Annotated in this window: 19 protein-coding genes and 2 tRNA genes; 7 read left to right on the plus strand and 14 right to left on the minus strand. The window is 41.5% G+C overall.

Annotation, left to right across the window (positions count from 1 at the left end):
- The 8 genes from R7Z78_RS20145 to R7Z78_RS20180 form a co-directional block, all read right to left on the minus strand.
- A partial coding sequence (locus R7Z78_RS20145; RefSeq protein WP_169643946.1) for a transposase occupies positions 1 to 143 on the minus strand: 143 nt, incomplete at its 3' end.
- Positions 144 to 309: 166 nt separating this feature from the next.
- Positions 310 to 1,011, minus strand: coding sequence for a response regulator transcription factor (locus R7Z78_RS20150; RefSeq protein WP_169643992.1), 702 nt, complete (start codon positions 1,009 to 1,011; stop codon positions 310 to 312).
- Positions 1,012 to 1,118: 107 nt separating this feature from the next.
- Positions 1,119 to 2,000 carry a hypothetical protein gene (locus R7Z78_RS20155; protein ID WP_169643994.1) on the minus strand — a complete coding sequence of 294 codons (882 nt, stop codon included), beginning with the start codon at positions 1,998 to 2,000 and terminating at the stop codon, positions 1,119 to 1,121.
- Positions 1,990 to 4,374: a fimbria/pilus outer membrane usher protein gene (locus R7Z78_RS20160; protein ID WP_169644015.1), complete on the minus strand. Its 2,385-nt coding sequence runs from the start codon at positions 4,372 to 4,374 to the stop codon at positions 1,990 to 1,992. The genes R7Z78_RS20155 and R7Z78_RS20160 overlap by 11 nt, the downstream gene beginning before the upstream one ends.
- 91 nt (positions 4,375 to 4,465) lie before the next feature.
- Positions 4,466 to 5,161, minus strand: coding sequence for a fimbria/pilus periplasmic chaperone (locus R7Z78_RS20165; protein ID WP_169643996.1), 696 nt, complete (start codon positions 5,159 to 5,161; stop codon positions 4,466 to 4,468).
- A 2-nt stretch (positions 5,162 to 5,163) separates the two neighbouring features.
- Positions 5,164 to 5,871: a molecular chaperone gene (locus R7Z78_RS20170; RefSeq protein ID WP_169643998.1), complete on the minus strand. Its 708-nt coding sequence runs from the start codon at positions 5,869 to 5,871 to the stop codon at positions 5,164 to 5,166.
- A gap of 75 nt (positions 5,872 to 5,946) precedes the next feature.
- Complete coding sequence (locus R7Z78_RS20175) at positions 5,947 to 6,447, minus strand: hypothetical protein (protein ID WP_169644000.1); 501 nt, start codon at positions 6,445 to 6,447, stop codon at positions 5,947 to 5,949.
- A 77-nt stretch (positions 6,448 to 6,524) separates the two neighbouring features.
- Entirely contained in the window at positions 6,525 to 7,031 is a 507-nt protein-coding gene (locus R7Z78_RS20180; RefSeq protein WP_225492135.1) for a hypothetical protein, read from the minus strand.
- Between the two features lie 481 nt (positions 7,032 to 7,512).
- Between R7Z78_RS20180 and R7Z78_RS20185 the strand changes: the two genes are divergently transcribed.
- Together R7Z78_RS20185 and R7Z78_RS20190 are read left to right on the plus strand one after the other, a co-directional pair.
- Positions 7,513 to 7,599, plus strand: a tRNA-Leu gene (locus R7Z78_RS20185).
- Positions 7,600 to 7,635: 36 nt separating this feature from the next.
- A tRNA-Cys gene (locus R7Z78_RS20190) sits at positions 7,636 to 7,709 on the plus strand.
- Positions 7,710 to 7,714: 5 nt separating this feature from the next.
- On the opposite strand, the gene R7Z78_RS20195 is transcribed toward R7Z78_RS20190, so the two are convergent.
- From R7Z78_RS20195 to rnk, 5 genes are all read right to left on the minus strand, one after another.
- The gene (locus R7Z78_RS20195; protein ID WP_104976068.1) at positions 7,715 to 8,707 is read right to left on the minus strand and encodes an LLM class flavin-dependent oxidoreductase; all 993 of its coding nucleotides are present in this window, start codon (positions 8,705 to 8,707) and stop codon (positions 7,715 to 7,717) included.
- A 235-nt stretch (positions 8,708 to 8,942) separates the two neighbouring features.
- Complete coding sequence (locus tag R7Z78_RS20200) at positions 8,943 to 9,983, minus strand: GGDEF domain-containing protein (protein ID WP_225467761.1); 1,041 nt, start codon at positions 9,981 to 9,983, stop codon at positions 8,943 to 8,945.
- Positions 9,984 to 10,281: 298 nt separating this feature from the next.
- The gene (locus tag R7Z78_RS20205) at positions 10,282 to 11,268 is read right to left on the minus strand and encodes an ABC transporter substrate-binding protein (protein WP_132936431.1); all 987 of its coding nucleotides are present in this window, start codon (positions 11,266 to 11,268) and stop codon (positions 10,282 to 10,284) included.
- 227 nt (positions 11,269 to 11,495) lie between these two features.
- Positions 11,496 to 12,455 (minus strand): GGDEF domain-containing protein, encoded by a 960-nt coding sequence (locus R7Z78_RS20210; RefSeq protein ID WP_025767735.1) that lies wholly within the window; start codon positions 12,453 to 12,455, stop codon positions 11,496 to 11,498.
- A gap of 238 nt (positions 12,456 to 12,693) precedes the next feature.
- On the minus strand, positions 12,694 to 13,101 hold the full coding sequence (gene rnk, locus R7Z78_RS20215; RefSeq protein WP_005390213.1) for a nucleoside diphosphate kinase regulator: 408 nt from the start codon (positions 13,099 to 13,101) through the stop codon (positions 12,694 to 12,696).
- A 527-nt stretch (positions 13,102 to 13,628) separates the two neighbouring features.
- Between rnk and nirB the strand changes: the two genes are divergently transcribed.
- From nirB to cobA, 4 genes are all read left to right on the plus strand, one after another.
- Entirely contained in the window at positions 13,629 to 16,193 is a 2,565-nt protein-coding gene (nirB, locus tag R7Z78_RS20220) for a nitrite reductase large subunit NirB (protein WP_104976071.1), read from the plus strand.
- A 13-nt stretch (positions 16,194 to 16,206) separates the two neighbouring features.
- Positions 16,207 to 16,530 (plus strand): nitrite reductase small subunit NirD, encoded by a 324-nt coding sequence (nirD, locus tag R7Z78_RS20225; protein ID WP_005387969.1) that lies wholly within the window; start codon positions 16,207 to 16,209, stop codon positions 16,528 to 16,530.
- A 195-nt stretch (positions 16,531 to 16,725) separates the two neighbouring features.
- Positions 16,726 to 17,577: a formate/nitrite transporter family protein gene (locus R7Z78_RS20230; protein WP_025767739.1), complete on the plus strand. Its 852-nt coding sequence runs from the start codon at positions 16,726 to 16,728 to the stop codon at positions 17,575 to 17,577.
- A gap of 173 nt (positions 17,578 to 17,750) precedes the next feature.
- Positions 17,751 to 18,509 (plus strand): uroporphyrinogen-III C-methyltransferase, encoded by a 759-nt coding sequence (gene cobA / locus R7Z78_RS20235; protein WP_086047380.1) that lies wholly within the window; start codon positions 17,751 to 17,753, stop codon positions 18,507 to 18,509.
- A 16-nt stretch (positions 18,510 to 18,525) separates the two neighbouring features.
- On the opposite strand, the gene R7Z78_RS20240 is transcribed toward cobA, so the two are convergent.
- The gene (locus R7Z78_RS20240) at positions 18,526 to 18,966 is read right to left on the minus strand and encodes a DUF4174 domain-containing protein (protein ID WP_017820187.1); all 441 of its coding nucleotides are present in this window, start codon (positions 18,964 to 18,966) and stop codon (positions 18,526 to 18,528) included.
- A 119-nt stretch (positions 18,967 to 19,085) separates the two neighbouring features.
- Between R7Z78_RS20240 and R7Z78_RS20245 the strand changes: the two genes are divergently transcribed.
- On the plus strand, positions 19,086 to 19,574 hold the full coding sequence (locus tag R7Z78_RS20245) for an NYN domain-containing protein (protein WP_086047381.1): 489 nt from the start codon (positions 19,086 to 19,088) through the stop codon (positions 19,572 to 19,574).
- Positions 19,575 to 19,654 lie beyond the last annotated feature (80 nt).

The raw sequence follows: 19,654 nt of genomic DNA on the forward strand, positions 1-19,654 counted from the left end.
CGAGGTCTGCCGCGCTTGCCTTGTTTGTTTTGCTTCCACTCGGCTATCGCTTCCTCATCAATCCAAAAGGTCAGAGAACCACGGTTTATTAAGGCTTTGTTGTACTGCGTCCAGTTAGTTGTTTTGTAACGAGGTTTAGGCATGAGGCTACGATGATTAATGGGTGTAGCCGATCAGATCGTAGCTTCTTGATTTAGTTCCATCGATTTAAGCAACAAAGCCAGCTCGCGGGTGAATAGTTACTATCAAAGAACTGATAGATGAATTAGATGTTTTCACCGTGAATTTAGTTTGCAAGCAATGAAAAGGTTAGTGATGATACTGGGTAAATAAAATTTTATCATAAATAAAGCTTGCCTTTTGAATGGCTTCCTTACGGTTATTTACTTTTAATTTTTTATATATGTTGTAAACATGTGTTTTAACGGTACATTCAGCGATAAATAAATCTTCAGATATCTCACGATTGGATGCGCCTTTGATGACAAGTTTAAATATTTGAATCTCTCTCTTGGTTAAATGAGTCTGTTTCGCTTGCAGCTGTAGTGCATAAGGACGAATGTCGGTTATCATCTCTGTCATTACTTTTCTTGGCAGCCACAGATCACCATCAATTACGCTTTTTAAACAACGCGTAAAGTGCTCTATAGGTGCATCCTGGTAGATAATCCCTTTCAAATCTATGAGATACATTAATTGTGTTTCTGCTACTATCATTTCTCCAATTTCTTTAGGAAAATCATAAATTATCCATTTATTGGATAATACCTGTGATAACGTTACTTGGATATCGATAACCTTTTCTAAGGTTAGATAACTAATAAGAACGAGATCAGAGCTGATGGTCTTAGTAGATTTATTAATTTCTTGTAAGCATTTTCTTTCAAAAGAAAAATAGCCACTTTTGTTTATTTCTTGTATTATAAATTGGTTGCTAATCCCGTCATCGCCTATCAAAAGTATATGCTTTATAGCCCGATTACAATTATGTTCTTGTTCTACATAACTCATAGTTATAATTTCCGTTTTTTATTGTGCTCACTTATAGATTAGTCAATTCTAGGTAACAACGCGGAAGTTTGCCAATGTGGTATTCATATTTTGATATATGTATCGCTTTATGGCTGTTGGGATAAATTAGGTTCGATTGATATCTGCAATGTGTCTTCGTATTGACCTCCAGGTTTTTCTTCTGCGTTACCAATAACAAAGATCAGAGGAATAGGTTGACCAGTCGTAGCAGCGTGACGTGGGATACGTACACTAAATTGTGTAAGATTGACGTAGTCGTTGTCGAAGATAATTTGATAGGGAATATCCCACTTGGGTTCATGTGATTCGTGGCGTAATGCACCATGATTTGATGACTCCAAAACAACCGCATAGGCAGAGTTACTTTGAACCCATAGGTTAGGCGATGAATTGATTACTTTGTTTGAGTGTAACGTTCCTAAGTCAAGGTCATAATGTGGTTGTGATAATCCGTAAAAATGAATTTTCGCTGCTGGTGGTACATCCACAGTGACAGGAAGCAAAGTAGGACTTATTTCTATTTTGCCGTCTATTTGTGCATATGACGTAGCAACTTCTAATACGCCTCGATAGATCCCTGACGTTAACCATTGTTTAGCGGGAAAGCGCATTTGTACGGTTGCAGCAGGTTGGTTCTCGGTCAAAGTAAAGCGCCATTGATTAGCTATTGTGTTACCTGATTGCCCACTCCACTCGAAAAAGAGCGAATCTTGACGGCTACTTTTCAATGATTTACTTGTATCGTCAAGCTGTAAAACTAAGTTCAGTTTGCAGCCCTCACCAATAATATTTGCACTCACACGATAGGTATTGGTTGTTGCAAAACTGCTGTTATTGAAGACATCGTATTTTGCTTGTGTTGATACTGGTTGGATAGACAGAGAGTTAGCTTCACAAGCCCAAACAGAAGGTATATTAGCCAATGGTAGCAAGAACAACGCGCTCCGCTTTAGTTGTTTAATCGACATATAACTCTCCTAATCTGATCAAGGTGTCACTTCGTTCACTAAGATTAATAACTACTGACTCTTGTTCTTTAGTGTCAAGAACGAGTTTGTATTGCCCCGGTTTTAATCCAGAAATCGCAAAAACACCACTACGGTTTGTAAAGAATTCAATTGGTTGTTGCTGTGTTTTACCAAGGTACTGCGCAAAGCCCGCAACAAGTGAAATAGGGCTGTTACTTTGACGATCGAACAGTTTACCAATGACGGTTAATACCGCATCAGAACCAATTTGCAGTTGGAATCCTTTTTTATAGCCAGGTTTAACCCAAAAAGCGCCTTCTCCGAGATCGTAACCGGGTGGTAAGTTTTCCACGTCGTATCCGATCACTTGGCTGCTATAGGCCACAAGGTCAGGAACCAACGCAGAAGAGTCTTCATAGAGATAGACGCGTGCTTGCTTACCGTCTCGGGTAGGGTCGATGGCAATGTCGTTCTCTGCAAGGCTTTCATGTTTATTAATGATGGCAAACGCTTCTCTAACGGGTCTTCCTATTGTCACTGATGACCCTGCAAATGCCACCGCACTACTAAGCTTAAGATCGGTGCTATGATTTCTCGTATTATCACTGATGCTCTCAAGGCGAGAGGTGTGACTCGCGCTTAATTCATAGCGGTTTGCCGTATAGTTAACCCCAAGATTAACATCCGCGTCAGTCTCTTTGTTATTAATGGCACTGGCAAATGCAGAAACGCCGCCAGTGCTTCCAATATTATTTTGATAACTATAATCTAAGGCACTTTCATTGAGTTCTGTTGAATAACGACCAACGACACGTGTTTGTTTGCTGAGTGGCCAACTTAAGGTGAGAGTCGTGCTAATGTCATCGCTCCCCCTCTCGTTATTCTTATAATTAACACGAGCGCTCCACGTGGCGGGTGTATCGAATAATCTTGCAGATAGGCTGGGGCTTACAATCCAATAGTCGTTTTTTTTATCAACGCCAGCTCGATAATTTAGAGTAACAGCCGCGCGTAATGAACGTGAAAGATAGATGGATCCAAAAGCACTAGCATAATGAGTCGTTAAATTAATATCACTGCTTGATGCTTCATATGCCGATATTCCACTGAAGCTATTGCTTAAATATTCATAACTGAGGCTTAACTGTGGCTCTAGTGAGTTTGATTTAGAAAATTCGGCATCGAATGCTACTTTATAAGCGTCACCGCGACCATAAATCGGATGATCACTGTGTGAAGCGTTTAATTCAGTAATGCCTAGTTTAGAAGCGAAAAGTGCGCTAGCACCATATTGGTATAGGTTTTCACGCACTTGAGAATTAACTCCTAAGGTTAACCAAGGTGAGACACCAACATCGAGATAACCGTGAAAAATACGTTCATCCGTGAGGTATTCTAATTGTTTATTTTGGATTTCTGATGGAACGCCATACATGATACTGTATTCGAATTCGCCACTGTTTAATAAATCATTACCGGTCGCAATCGAAAATTCAATGCGTTCTTCATTTCCTGAACGATCAGTAATAACGAGCTCAATATCATTGTTTCCTTGTGCTAGTGGAATATCACTGAGATTATAACTGCCCGCACCAAGGGTTAATCTTTGTACAGGGATGCCATCGATATACACATCGACATTAGACGTGCGCTGGAGTGTGAATGATTGACTTGCACGAGGGCGTACATTTTTGGTGGGTATAAGAGTGAAGTCACGCGTCACGCCAACTCCCAAAATGTCTGTTCCATCTTGAAAAGCTTGACCACTGTTGTACATATCGCCTATTACTACTCGAGTACCTTGTTGGGGGTAATCGATATTAAGGCGTGTGCCTTCTCTAATGTAGCTTGAACCGGTTAGAGAACCATTTTCTATAAAGGATTCATATTCAAAATTAAGCATGCTTAGATTGAATGCTGAGTCGAATCGACTGCGATATAGGCTTTCTCGAGCAGAGTCTTCGTCGACAAATTGACTTTCATTGGCGGAAAGCGACACATTCACATAGCCACTCAAAAGGCTTGGCTTCGCATAATTATATAAATTTCCCGCTTCGCTCATAGATAAATTCTGTGTCAGGCTGGACTGTGGTGGGATTGTCAAGACACATTCTAATGAAGCAAAATCAAAGGTTAAACTTACCCCTGTTTGTGCGAAGTGCTGTTGAGACAATATGTCATCACCACTGGATTCTTTAAGCGCATTTATTACCTCTTGTGTCACAACTGACGTTAGGAGAGACAGGGTGTCCTCTTTGGGTAATAAAATTTGGTTGTCTGCCGTAATGGTGATGTCTGCTTCACCTAATATAGTATCACTGACCCTTAGTAAAGAGGTGAGTTTAATATCTCGGCCAGTTGGATTAAGCACCATTTCTTGGCTGTGGGCAGCAGAATTTATTATGAATAGAACCAAGCAGCACATGAAAGTGGGCGTAACCAACGTGCGCATGATCTTAAAAATGTCAGTTTTCATAACCATGATATATGCCAACGGGTAATTGAATCGAAGAAGAATGTACAGTAATAGTAGAATGAGGCGGAACAAACTGCTCACCCAGCGCCTTATGCACGGTCTGATTAATATCATCAGGAAGGTTGTCGAACCTGAGTAATGAAGTGAAGGTAAATCGATTCCCGGTGTTAGTGAGCGTTAAACTACCATGTTCACCAATATGTAACTTTATGTCCGGTTGAAGAGAAGACGAGTGAACGTGTAACAGTGCATTGTAGTGGATCTGTAGATTAATCCCAGTAGACAAACCATTCACCTTTTCAACTTGAGTACTGCTTCGATTTATATCGGCGGTGCTAAAGCGGATAAAGTAACTTTGCGACATTTCGAGAGGCACTTTACTTAGCCATTGTATTCTAAATGTTTGACGCTTTCCGGGCGCGAGCATTGCTGCGGGCGGAAACACCAAAATGTCTTCATTTGGTGAGCTAGACGTAGACGTTTCAAACGTACCATTAGGCGCAAATGTCAAACGTCGAACGTTGGCTTCAAGTGCGAGCGTTTTGGTTGAGTTGTTGGAAACTACCAACTGCGAAGTTAGTTGATGATCCGTATTTAGCTCAATGACCGTGGGGGAGAGTGTAATTCCAAACGCTTGAGTATATATAAAGCACACTATCACTCCGGCTAATAAACGCCATTGCATCGTTACTCCTCCTGTTCAATATCAATTGATAGTGTACGAATGTTGAAGTTCTCGAGTGGCAACATTTCAAAAGAACGTTTGGAGTGGGGCAATACTAACGTCCCTGAGATACGTTGTGAAATTTCATTTCCTTTTAAATAAGTAGATTGAGTGCCATCGGATACTTTCCACGTCGTGTTGGTTAATCGTCCGTAACTGTTGCCGCTATTCAGCACATCTAGAACCCAATTGTCTTTGTCGTTTTGTTTTATACTTGTGACGGAAAACTGGGGCGAGGTGTTTTGCGGACGAACATTGATGAGCGTGTTGAATCGAAGAAGTAAACTCACTTGGCCTTGATTGCTGCTGGCTCGTTCCACTTTAACTTGTTTAACCGCAACCCGATACGCTTTAGATTCAGTGATGGATGGATCGCCTAAGTAACGAATCATAACTGATTGTGCCCGGCCTGGTTCTATAATGGCAGTGACGGGTATGACCAATAATTCTTCATCCGCAGGCACAATGGTCTCGTTACCATATTCATCCATGGTCATGAAATAGGGTTGTAGTTCTACCGTCAATGGCACAGTAGAGGTATTCTCCACCCGCATCGTCATTTGAGCACGTTTCCCTAATGGTGCCATCTCGGCAGACATCGGTTCTACTTTAAAAGCATGTGCGAACATACACGTAAACGACAAAAAGAAAAATGTGAACCAACGAATCATAGCAGTGAGCTCCATCAAAAAAATCTTACATGACAATAAAGGAGGAGGCGAAATACGCCCCCTCATTCTGTACGTTTAGTTTGAGGTGATATTCACAGTTAATGTGTCAGAGTAGCCACCAGCCCAAGGAGATGTCTCGGTAGTAACAATGTCAATTGATGCACCTACACCAGTAGCCAAATTGCCTGAACCACCATAAGATTGAGAAGCTGAAACATCGTTTAGACCAGGGCCACCCGGTGCGTTCAATGTAAAGGATGCTAAACCGCCAGCAGGGTTAAATGTTGCGTCATATTTTAGAGCAAAGTCTTCATTATCATCCGACTCCAAACCACCTTCCGCACTGGTCATGGTAACGGTCGCACCATCTGCATCATTACATTTCAATTCCAGACCACCTACACTAACGCTTTGAATTGTTGAGACGTTACCAAAGTCAATTAACTGTGTGGCAAGGCCAGTCACTTCACAAACAGGTGATACATAACCAACTAACTGAACGTCACCTGGAGCGGCGTAAGCGTTAGCACCAAAAATAGCGGTTACAGCAGCTGCACAGAGTGTTAGCTTTTTCATAAGAAATTCCTTTCACTTTTGATTGTTGGCTCAATTACGGCTGAGCGTATATTGCTCTGCAGTTATTTGCAGAGTTCCTACTTTGTTACGCTATGAATTGAAGGGTATACTTCAATTTCAATAACGTCATGATAATAACCCGCATAAAGCAAGTTATTTTCGAGCGTTACCCTAAGTACTCCTCGTTGAGTAAAAGGAATAACACCAGAGCTGTCTATCATTGCGGGCGAAAGCAATTGTCTACTAAGTCGACTTTCATTTAATCGAAGCTCATCGACTTGCAACGATAATTCGTAATTTTCAATTAATTCAACGCCCTGATGTTCATATTTAAGGCCACCATATTGAGAATTGATGGTGATCCCCAAAGGGCGATTGCAATATAGTGAGAAGGGCAATGATTGCGTCTTCTGCTCAGAAAAGGTCATCACATTGCCTGATAAAAAAGTAATCTCACAACGATCTTTAATTTGACCTGCTAACCCCATGGTCAAGGTGTTCGCACGGACATAGAAAGGGATCGATAGGCTCATAACCGTTAGCGTTATCACGAATCTACGAAGAGTAAAAAATATTTTAGTCATTTACTCGCCCCTATCTGTTCAATTGCATTCGTTGTTTAACAATTCAAACTATAGAAAGCACAGACTTTGGCATAGTAGTAAAAAAAGTTGATTATTAATGGAGAGTAGGAGAAATAGTATGAGTTTAGTTAAAAGAAATGAGCCCATTTGTTTGCAATAGGTTGATATAAAATGAGTTGTATTTATTGAGGTTAAAAGTTAGCGAATAAAGAATATTTTACTTATTGTAAATGTCTGATTTATAAACTAGCAGAAGTATGCGTTTACGATATGTTTTCAGGCAACGAATTGCTAGTACAAAAAGGGGATAGGAATCGACATTTCTGGTATTAATTTATACAAATAGGTGGATTTATCTCCAGTCAGTTGATAAATAGAATATTTTTTGTTGACCAGATAAATTAATCCGTTAAAGTACGCCTCGTTCTCACGGCAAAGGTCGCTGAGACAGATGGTGTCTAACCCATCGCATGATTGCGTTGCCCTGGTGGTGGAATTGGTAGAAACAAGGGATTTAAAATCCCTCGGCGTTCGCGCTGTGCCGGTTCAAGTCCGGCCCGGGGCACCATCAAAATCTTTGGTGACAGAGATACAAAATCAGAAAGGCGCCTTGGCAGAGTGGCTATGCAGCGGATTGCAAATCCGTGGACCTCGGTTCGACTCCGGGAGGCGCCTCCATTCTTTTACTTGTCCATGAGTTCCGATAGTAACCTGTAGGATCTCAACTTCTCAGATTGTTCAAACACCATCGTGTTTACCATAATTTCATCTGCCCCAGTGCGTTCCACAAGTTTCTCAATTTTCTGTCTTACATATGTTTGATCACCATGGATAGATTCACGTAATTGAGTTTCAACGTGAAGCTTTTCCTGTGCTGACCATAGTGGTGCCATACTTTTCACTGGTGCGCGAAGTTTTTCGCGATTGCCGCGAATCATTTTTAAGAATTTTTGCTTCTCTGTTGTCGCGAGAAAATCTGCATGTGACTGAGTATCCGCTACGATAACGTTGGCACAAATCATCACATAGGGTTGAGCTAAATGCTCGGATGGGACAAACTCATCTCGATAAAAGTTTAGAGCACGAGACATTGCATCTGGAGCAAAGTGTGCAGCAAATGCGAAAGGTAAGCCTCTCTTAGCTGCTAAACGTGCGCTGTATGTACTCGACCCCAGAAGCCAAATCGGCAGAGATGTGTTGTTACCTGGATAAGCCGCGACTGGTTGATTTCGAGATACGGGACCAAGAAAGAAATTAAGCTCCTCCAACAGCTCTTCAAAGTCAGGATCCATATGCTCTGGTTCCCGCCTTAATGCATGCATTGTTTGGTAGTCGGTGCCTGGTGCGCGTCCTAATCCGAGGTCAATACGACCAGGGTATAATGCCTCTAACGTTCCGAATTGCTCTGCAATAACTAGTGGTGCATGGTTAGGTAACATGATTCCACCTGATCCTAAACGGATCGAGTTCGTGTGCGCTCCAATATGACTGAGTAATACACTGGTTGCGGCACTGGCGATGTCGGGCATGTTATGGTGTTCAGCCATCCAAAACCGATGATAGCCCCAGGACTCGATTGATTGAGCTAATTCAACGGAGCGTTCGAACGTTTCGGTGAAGTTTGTTCCGTCGGACACGGGTGCCAAATCCAGAACAGATAAACGAGGAAAAGACATAGGATAGTTATAGCCTGTTAATGAATCTTAACTATCATATGGTGGTGAAAGTTGACGTTTAAAAGGGGAGGATTAACCATTCACAATGGATTATTTTTCTTCAATGCCTGGAGAGCGTTTAGCTTACGAGTTTAGCTTTTGCTATGTGATAAAAGCGGCTTTATTACTGTAAGTGGCCACAGTGGTCGATGTCGTTGAATATTCGCATGTAGAACGTTTCCACAGCTACTTTAGATTAAAACATAGGCCTCTTTAACAGCGAACTGCTGTTGCCGACAATAGTGAACGAGCTAGCTTTAGAACGTTTTGACTGATACATAGACTTGTCTGCCGCTGTTAATAATTCATGTACATTCGACCCATGCTCAGGATAGAGTGCAATACCAATGCTAGCTCCGACGCATAACTCTTTACCTTTAAAATGAATTACTTTTTCTATTTCTTGGATATAGCGTAGTGCACATGCAGACAGAGACGTACCTGTTGTGTGTGAACGATGAATAATAATAAATTCATCTCCACCAAAGCGGCCTACCATGTCTGATTCGTCGATAATACTTGATAATCTACTAGCTACAGATTTTAACACTGCATCACCTGCCTCATGGCCATGGCTATCGTTAATATCCTTAAATAAATTTAAATCTATAAAAAACAAACTAAAACTATTCTCACTGCCTCTGAAATTACGCGTAAGCTGGATCAAATGTTTTTCTATTGCTCGACGATTGTAGATATTAGTTAAGGAGTCGTGCTCAGACAAAAATACCAAACTTTCTTTTTGACGATTTAGAACTGAAGTTTGATTCTCTACTTCTTCTTTAAGTTTTGATTTTGATATTGTTGTGTGGTTTAACAATGCCGCCATTTTATTGAAGTAACAAGACAGATTTTCAAATTCCGTGAATTGATTTTCTGAAGGGATTTTATAGTCAAAATTTGACCTGCTTAATTGTTTTATTCCATTTATAAACCTTTGAAAGCTTCTCTTGAACTTTATTTTTATATAAAAGCATAATAGCATAACAACCAGAGAGATAAAAATAATACCTGCTTGAGTGTAATAATTTAAATTTTGTAGTTTTGTAGACTTATTATTAAGTATTTTTTTATAAATATATATTATTTCATTATTCATATCCTGGGATACAATGTTTATTCTGGATTGTATGACAGGATTTGATTTATTATAATTTACGACTGAATCATAATGGCGATCTTTGTCTAGTAAATGATTATTTTCGTATTGAACTAAAAAATACAGTTCGAGATTCATTTTTTTTAGGTCTTTAGTAAGGTATAAAACATCTTCATTTTGAGATAATAATTCGTTTAATTTGTTATGAGAAATCATGAATTGTGTGAAATTGTTTTTTCCCCTATTTTGAGTGTAAGCCCAAAGATAACTACTTAATGACTCTAATGATATTTGTATGTCCATTATTTGGTTTAATTGTTTCTTGGCTTTATAATCTTCTATTTTTATGAAGCTTATGTATACTATAACGCTGATACATAGTATTACGCTTAGACTGAATAGTGATGCTAAATAGTGGTTTAACGAACGATGCATTTTAATCTAGACCATCAAAATATGAATTGATATAGTTTTCTTTAAATATTTTTCTGTAATTTGGAATCTGTCCTTCTACATAGTTTTGTTTTAATGCCCAATTAGCTTCTGATTGTAATGTAAATAATAAAGAATTCGTTAAATTTAATCGAAAGTTATAATCATCCCAACTCCAAGATATTTCTTCAACTGTTGTGTTAAGTTTTTGTGATAGTATTTTCATTGTTAAATGAGGGTTTTTATCCATCCAGTTAATTGAGTGATGAAGTGACTTTATTATTTTCATTACTTCTTGATCTGATTTTTCAATGTGTATTTCTTTTGATACAAGCAAAAAGTAAAGTTTATACACGCCAATAATTCCTATGTTCTTTACTTCTTCATTTATTCTATTCTTGGCCATAAATCCGTATGGCTCCCAAGTAGATATTGCATCGACGTTTCCTTGCATTAAATGATTTATAATAACCTGCGTTGTTGATGATATTTTTTCTACTTTTTCTAAATCAATGTCATTTACCTGTAGCAACAAGTCTAAGTAATATTCGCTAGCGCTCTTTTTTATTACACCAACCTTTTTTCCTGGTAATTTATCTATACTTTCTATGCCAGACCGATTTTTAGTTAGCAGCTTAATATCATTCGTAGAAGATGCAAAAGAAGTGATTAATGCTAAATCTTTGTATTCAAAGCTTTTAAACATCAGTACGCTTTCAGAAAAAGTGGCGTAATTAACATGGTTTTCTAGAAGTAGGTTTGAACATTCGACCCCTCCAAAGCACATGATAAGTTCGACGTTTAAATCGTTTTCTTCAAACGCACCTATGTGCTCTGCAATGATAAAAGGGGCTGACAGAGGCGTCTTAGATATACCGATTGTTGTAGGTTTGTGGATAGCATTTGATACCGTTGTTAACTTTAAATAAGCAACTACTAATGCAGAAAGAACTAAAATTATGATAACTGTAGAAATCTGTTTTGTATCCATCAAAAACAACTCCCTTCATAATAGTAGTAATTAATCTATCAGTTAAATGAGTGTAGTTGCTTATTGGGTTGATGCTAGGAGAGGAGGGGATTTATTTGTATCGTGCCAAATTTATGAGTACCTAGGGGTAATTTCGGTAACTGGCTTAGATATAAAGAATTTATCTTTAGTTAGTTCAAGTTGTAGCAAATGACTGATTTCATAACATGATGATTTATGGAGAGATATCAACTTTTTAAGTTGAAAAATTGTACTCCATTTTTGCCATTTTTCTTTATCTCATACATTGCGTGATCGGCTTTTTGATACACTTCATTAAACGGTTGCTTTCCTTTGTTAAAGAGACAAACACCGATACTCATTCCTATCGTTACTTTATGTAAGTCTTGATTTATCGCTGGAATGATTGAATCTAAGAGTTGATTGCAAAGTTGGGATATTTCCTCTCGACTTGAATGCCAGTTTAAGATAACAAATTCATCGCCTCCTATGCGTCCAACTTGAGACTTGCTTGACGCAAGCTCTGTTAAGCTATTGGCGATATTGATGAGGAGGGTGTCGCCAGTATGATGGCCTAGCTGGTCGTTAACTGCTTTAAAATTATCTATATCAACAAACACTAAAGCAGACTGCTGAGACGGTTCGGTTTGAGGTTGATGATTAAAGTTTTCCTCAATTGCTTTTCTATTTAACAATCCAGTCAATGGATCACTCGAAGCCAACTTGGCCAGTTGCTGCTCATAACGCTTTTCTTTTGTAATATCGATATGAGTACCCATCATCCGTAGTGGTTCGCCATCAGAACCATACTCGACGATGCGCCCTCGATCGTAGACCCAGCTATCACTGCCGTCTTTATGAATCATGCGATGCACTACCTCATAAAGGTCGGTCTTGCCTGCTAGGTGATCTTCAAATGCACCCACCGCAAGATCATAATCTTCAGGGTGGAGATTGTTTTTCCACGTTTCAACCGTCGCGGTTAACTCATGGGGCTGATAACCTAGCATTTTTCCCCACTGCATATTGAATATCGTCAAAGTACCTGAAGGAATATGCTGCTCCCACAAGCACAGTCCATTACTGTCGAGTGCAGCATTCAACTTTTCTTGTAGTCGCGCATTCTTCCGCTTCAGCTCTTCATTTTCTTTTTCTAAGCAGGCAATTCGAGTTAGATATTCTTCCATTTTGCGCATAATTTACGTCGTTTTCGGAGCGACAATATACGAAAAATACTTTGCAATTTCTATGATTGAGCTTGGAGATATAAATATTGAATATGCGGTAAATAATAAAGAATCGGTGATGTTACTTAAGAGCAGTAAAGTAAATGCTTGGAAAACAAAGAAGGAAATAGGGGGTAAGCGAGGGGCTCTCCTGGTGCAAAGTCTTAAATGGAGGCCTTTGCACCGGGACTACTGAGGGTTAGCGGTTTAGTGCACCACAACGCTCAGGTTGGTATGTGATATCGACAATTTCAATTGTCTTCACTTGATTATTTGGCATTGGCCAGTCAAGTTTTTGGCCGACAGACAAACCGATCAGTGCGCTGCCTACGGGTGCAAAAATAGAGATATCATCACTGCTTTTCAGTTCAGAAGGGTAAACCAGTGTCTTTGTCATGGTTCTATCTTCACCTGAAAATTTAAACTCTACAGTCGAGTTCATCGTGACCACGTTATCTGGCATTTGTTCTGGCTCAAGAACTGTTGCTCGGTCGAGCTCTGCTTCTAATTCCACAAGCTCCGCTGCGATGTTTGGCATTTTATCCAACAAAGCCGTGATTCGGTTCATATCTAAGCTTGAGATGTAGATAGAATTGTTTTCTGACATTTTATGACTCCCAAATAAAAGGCCGCCTCACAAAAATGGGACGGCACTCTATATGTCAATTACGGTATCAATCATATGGACGCTATTCCATATGAACTAAACCTGATTTTAGTCTTTATAGTGCGACTTAGCTAGTAAAAAATTTTTGTTGTGAAGCTTGATTTTTCTAAATCTTTCAATCACTTCAGATATTGTTCTCTGATCACCTTGAAACGGTGAAGTCAAGTGAGTGCGTCGTTTAGAAGCAAAGCAGGATTTATCGTAGGTGTGCTCGGTTTCGATGGTCAGCCTAACTTCATAAAAGCAAAACGGTATAGTCCGTTGCTAGCATGGCTTCGGTTATCTCAGTTTGTTAAAACTACCAATATCCGTTAATAAATTACTTTTTATTTCGCAATAGTCAGATAAATACGTTCATCTACCCCTTTAGGGTAGTTTGAAATTGTAATTGATTTACATCATGTATTAATTTTCTTTCACAATTAACAATGAGCTCAGTGATAAGAACCTAACCCTTAGGAATTATAATGAGCAAGTTGAAGCTAGTAGTCATCGGTAACGGTATGGTAGGGCACCGTTATATTGAAGACTTAGTCGAGAAAGCTGATATGTCTAATATAGACATTACGGTTTTCTGTGAAGAACCTCGTGTCGCATACGACCGTGTGCACCTTTCCTCTTACTTTTCTCACCATACTGCAGATGAACTTTCTTTAGTAAAAGAAGGCTTCTACGAGAAACACGGTATTAACATGCTGATCGGCGAACGCGCGATTAACATCAACCGTGAAAACCGCATTGTTTACTCAAGCACTGGCCGTGAAGTTCAATATGACAAGCTGATTCTTGCTACTGGCTCATTCCCATTTGTTCCACCTATCAAAGGTCACGAAAGCAAAGACTGTTTTGTTTACCGTACTATCGAAGATCTTAAAGCGATCGAAGCGTGTGCGAAGAAGAGCAAATCAGGCGTTGTTGTCGGTGGTGGTCTGCTAGGCCTTGAAGCAGCAGGCGCACTGAAAGCACTGGGTGTAGAAACGCACGTTGTTGAGTTCGCGCCAAAACTAATGGCTGAGCAACTTGACCTGGCTGGTGGTAACCAGCTTCGTCAAAAGATCGAGCGTATGGGCGTGAACGTTCACACCAGCAAAAATACGCTTGAGATTGCGGCAGAAGGCACAAACGCACGCAACGTTATGCGTTTTGCTGACGGTTCAGAGCTAGAAACAGACTTCATCGTATTCTCTGCAGGTATTCGTCCACAAGACAAACTAGCACGCCAAATGGAGCTAGAAGTGGCACCTCGTGGCGGTGTTGCTATTAACGACCACTGTCAGACTTCTGATGAGAACATCTACGCTATCGGTGAATGTGCGTCTTGGAACGAAATGTTCTACGGCCTTGTTGCTCCTGGCTACAAGATGGCGACAGTTGCCGTTGATCACCTACTAGGTAACACAGAAAGCAAATTCGAAGGCGCTGACATGTCTGCGAAGCTGAAGCTTTTGGGCGTGAAAGTAGGCTCTATCGGTGACGCAAACGGCCGTACTGAAGGCTGTAAGAGTTACGTTTACCAAAACGAAGAGCAAGAAGTTTACAAACGTCTTATCGTTTCTGAAGACAACAAGAAACTGCTTGGCGCGGTTATGGTTGGCGATACGTCTGACTACGGCGACCTGCTTCAACTTATGTTGAACGAAATCGACCTACCAGAACACCCGGATGCGTTGATCCTTCCTGCACACGCAGGCGCTGAGAAACCAGCACTAGGTGCAGACGCTCTACCAGAAAGCGCAGTGATCTGTTCTTGTTTCGACGTGACAAAAGGCAAGATCGCACAGGCGGTTGCTGATGGGCACCACACATTGGGCGACATCAAAGCCGTGACGGGCGCGGGTACAGGCTGTGGTGGTTGTATTCCTCTAGTGACGTCTGTTCTAAATGCTGAGCTTGCTAAATCTGGTATCGAAGTGAAGAACGACGTGTGTGAGCACTTTGCATACTCACGCCAAGAGCTGTTCCACCTAATCCGTATTGAAGAGATCAAAACGTTTGATGAGCTTCTAGAGAAATACGGTAAAGGTTACGGCTGTGAAGTTTGTAAACCACTGGCTGGTTCTATCTTGGCTTCTTGCTGGGGTGAGCACATTCTTAAGCCACAACTGGTTAAGCTGCACGACACGAACGATAACTTCCTAGGTAACATCCAAAAAGACGGTACTTACTCTGTTATCCCACGTATGGCGGGTGGTGAAGTAACACCTCAAGCACTGGGTGCGTTAGCGAACGTTGCAGCAGAATACAACCTATACACCAAAGTAACCGGTGCTCAACGTATTGGTCTGTTTGGTGCTCAAAAAGACGATCTTCCAGAGATCTGGCGCAAGCTTATCGACGCTGGTTTCGAAACAGGTCAAGCGTACGCAAAAGCCCTTCGTATGGCGAAGACCTGTGTTGGCTCAACGTGGTGTCGTTACGGCGTTCAAGATTCTGTTGGTCTGGGTTCTTACATCGAGAACCGTTACAAAGGCATTCGTACACCTCATAAGATGAAGTTCGGTGTTTCTGGCTGTACTCGTGAGTGTGCGGAAGCACAAGGTAAAGACCTTGGTATTATCGCGACTGACGCAGGTTGGAACATGTACGTATGTGGTAACGGTGGTATGAAACCTCGTCACGCAGACCTACTTGCAAGTGACCTAGATAAAGAAACACTAATCAAGTACATCGACCGCTTCATGATGTTCTACATCCGTACTGCTGCGCCACTACAACGCACATCAGTTTGGATGGAAAACATGGAAGGTGGCGTTGACTACCTACGCGAAGTGATTGTTGAAGACAAACTTGGCATCAACACTCAACTAGAAGCTGATGTAGCGAAGCTTGTAGACGAGTACGAGTGTGAGTGGACTGCGACCATCAACGACGAATCACAACTGACTCGTTTCGCGCACTTCATCAACTCTGACAAGCGCGATGAAAACGTTGTGTTTGTACAAGAGCGTGAACAGCACCGCCCTGCAACCTTCACGGAAAAACATCCTGAAGCGAAAGGCGACATCCTACACGTAGCGATCACTGAAGCATAAGGGAAGGTTGATTATGTCATTTGAAAAGATTTGCCAAATCAGCGACATCGTACCGGGCACAGGTGTTTGTGCACTGGTTGATGGTCAGCAAGTTGCGGTATTCCGCCCAACACAAGCAGAAGAAGTGCTGGCGATCAGCAACACAGACCCGTTCTTCCAATCAAACGTGCTTTCTCGCGGTTTGATCTGTGAGCACCAAGGCGAGCTTTGGGTGGCTAGCCCACTTAAGAAGCAACGCTTTAACCTGACAACAGGTGCGTGCATGGAAGACGAGCGTTTTAGCGTGAAAGCGTACAAAACCCGCGTAACCAACGGCGAAGTAGAAATCTCTGCGTAAGCTTGGTTTTCATTCCCTCCTCTTAGGGGGAGGGAATGAACTGAAACCTAGATTCAATAGACAAAGGCTTTCCAAGCATCATCTCAGGGGAACAGGGAAGCGAGGTGTTGTAGACAGCGTTCAGGTGTCAACGGGAAGCCTTTCTCTATTCAATCTTTAACTTTTTAACTTTCAATTTTGGATAAGGACACATTCATGTCTACTGATTTTAAGCCTGCAGAATTCGTGCAAACCATGATCAATGTTGGTGAAGCGAAAACCAATACAAGCACGCGAGACCTTCTGCTTCGCGGTACGATGGCTGGCGTTATTCTTTCGCTTGCGGTGGTGGTTGCTATTACCGCGATTGTACAAACGGGTATCGGTCTTGTAGGAGCACTTGTTTTCCCCGTTGGTTTCGTAATTCTAAGTGTGATGGGGTATGACCTAGTAACCGGTGTTTTTGGTCTAGCGCCTCTGGCTAAGTTTGCTAACCGTCCGGGCATCACTTGGGGTCGTATCTTCCGTTGTTGGGGTCTTGTAGGCTTGGGTAACCTTATCGGTTCTCTGATCGTTGCTTACCTAGTGGCTATCTCTCTAACAGGTAACTTCTCTCTAGAACTGAACGCAGTAGCGAAGAAATTTGTGGCTGTTTCTACCGCGCGTAGCCTTGGTTTTGAAAACATGGGTATGGACGGATGGATCACATGTTTCGTACGCGGCATCTTCTGTAACCTAATGGTGTGTCTAGGCGTTATCGGCAACATGACGGCACGTTCGGTGTCTGGTCGCGTAGCAATGATGTGGTTCCCAATTTTCATCTTCTTTGCGCTAGTATTTGAACACACCGTAGTAAACATGTTCCTATTCCCACTAGGTATGATTCTAGGTGCGGATTTTGGTATCGCGACTTGGTTGAACTTCAACCTTATTCCAACCATTCTAGGTAATATTGTCGGTGGTCTCGTAATGACTTGTATTCCACTGTACCTAACTCACGCGAAAACAGCGCCTTCTATCAACGTAGTTGAAGAAGAAGTAAAAGCAGAGCCTGCAATCGCAAAATAAACCGCTTTTATCTGGCCCTACCTATGGTAGGTAGGGCTATTCAACTCATTTAACTTTCGATAAGTATTGTATTGATTTAGCTATAAAAAGTAATGACTCCTTGGGGTGATTTTAACCTTGAGTTAATGACTTGAGTGTTACTTTTTATGTCCAAATTTTCGATAGGCGTTGATATGACTACTGCTCACTCATCTTTAAACAGCGGCTTTATTTCTCTTGTTGGTGCAGGTCCAGGTGATCCTGATTTGCTCACAGTAAAAGGCTTAAAAGCCATTCAAGCGGCTGAAGTTGTTGTATACGACCGTTTGGTGTCGAAAGACATTCTAGAATTGGCTCATGCATCAGCAGAGATGATCTACGTAGGTAAAAAATTAGACTTTCACTGTGTGCCTCAAGATCAAATCAACCAAATCTTGGTGCAGAAAGCACAAGAAGGTAAGCGTGTTGTGCGTCTGAAGGGCGGTGACTCATTTATCTTTGGCCGTGGCGGTGAAGAGTTAGAAGAACTAGCGGAATTTGGTATCAAATACGAAGTGGTTCCGGGTATCACAGCAGCAGCGGGTGCAACGGCTTATGCTGGTATTCCATTAACACACCGCGACCATGCGCAAAGCGTTCAATTCATCACTGGTCACGTACAAAAAGATGGTCGTGAGATTGAGTGGCATTCACTGGCGCAATCCAACAACACGCTTGTGTTCTACATGGGTTTGAAGCAAAGCGGCCACATTATGGATAAGCTGATCACTCACGGCTTAGATCCTGAGATGTCATGCGCCATTATTGAAAACGGTACGCGCCCGGAGCAGCGCGTGTTCCAAGGAAAGTTGAACGAGTTATCGAGCATGGCAGAGCAAGCTGTGAGCCCAGCATTGATTGTGGTTGGTAGCGTTACTCAGCTGCACAACAAATTGGATTGGTTCGCAAAGTAATACTGCCCAGAAGTGACTATATTTTACAGGGGCTTTGTTGCCTCTGCATTTCTTGCTTACGCATAGGCATTTGATCAATGAGGTTGTTGATAAACGGCCAGTCTGTTTCTGCGCCCCAACGGTGCTTTTCTAGACCATCTTTACCAAGCAAAATAGCAGTATGAGAACCTTTTTCGACCGCATAAAGACGAGCTAGCATTTTTAGGTCGAACTCTTCTTTAAGCCAAGCAGGAAAAGTATAACCTTGTTCTGTAATGACCAGTGTGACGACATCTCTGTCTTCCAACTCACACTCATTCATAAGTGTTTCTAGCAAGAATTGTTTGACGTATTCATCATTTTCCGGCGCAAAGTAGAGCACACTTCTATGTGGCCAGTATTTGGAGTGCGCTGGATAACCAAATGCTGTCGATGACAAGATACAAGAAAGCAGTATCACTAGTAACTTTCCGCCCATGACAGTTCCCCTAGAAACCCAAATAACTTTTTATACGTTAAGTTTAGTGGAATTGGCTCATTGTGCTTTTTCCAAAACTGGCATAGGGTAGGCAGCAAATAAATTGAGCGTAGAAATAGATGAGTTCGGAAAGCAAACAAAAAATCGCCATTTTGGTTGATGTACAGAATGTGTATTACACCTGTCGCGAAGCGTATCGAAGCAATTTTGATTACAACCAGTTTTGGTATGTCGCTACACAAGGGAAAGAGGTGGTAAGTGCTCGTGCTTATGCCATCGCGAGTAACGATCCAAAACAACGTCAGTTCCACCATATTCTTCGTGGTGTTGGATTTGAGGTGATGCTTAAACCCTACATCCAGCGTCGTGATGGCAGCTCGAAAGGCGATTGGGATGTGGGTATTACTCTCGATGCAATTGAAATTGCTCCCGAAGTTGAGGAAGTGATTCTAGTTTCGGGAGATGGAGACTTTAGTCTGCTAGTAGAGAGAATTCAGCAGTGCTTCAATAAAACGGTGACCGTTTATGGTGTACCTAAGCTAACATCCCAAACTCTGATTGATTGTGCCGACAATTTTGTCGCGATTGATGACGATTTCTTGCTGTAGTGAATAGTGCAATAAAGAAAGGCGAGTCACTCAGGCTGTACGAAACGTACAATGACTCGCCTCTAATTTATCGTTGATTT

The organism is Vibrio sp. 1167 (assembly GCF_033340375.1).
Taxonomy (GTDB): Bacteria; Pseudomonadota; Gammaproteobacteria; order Enterobacterales; family Vibrionaceae; genus Vibrio; species Vibrio alginolyticus.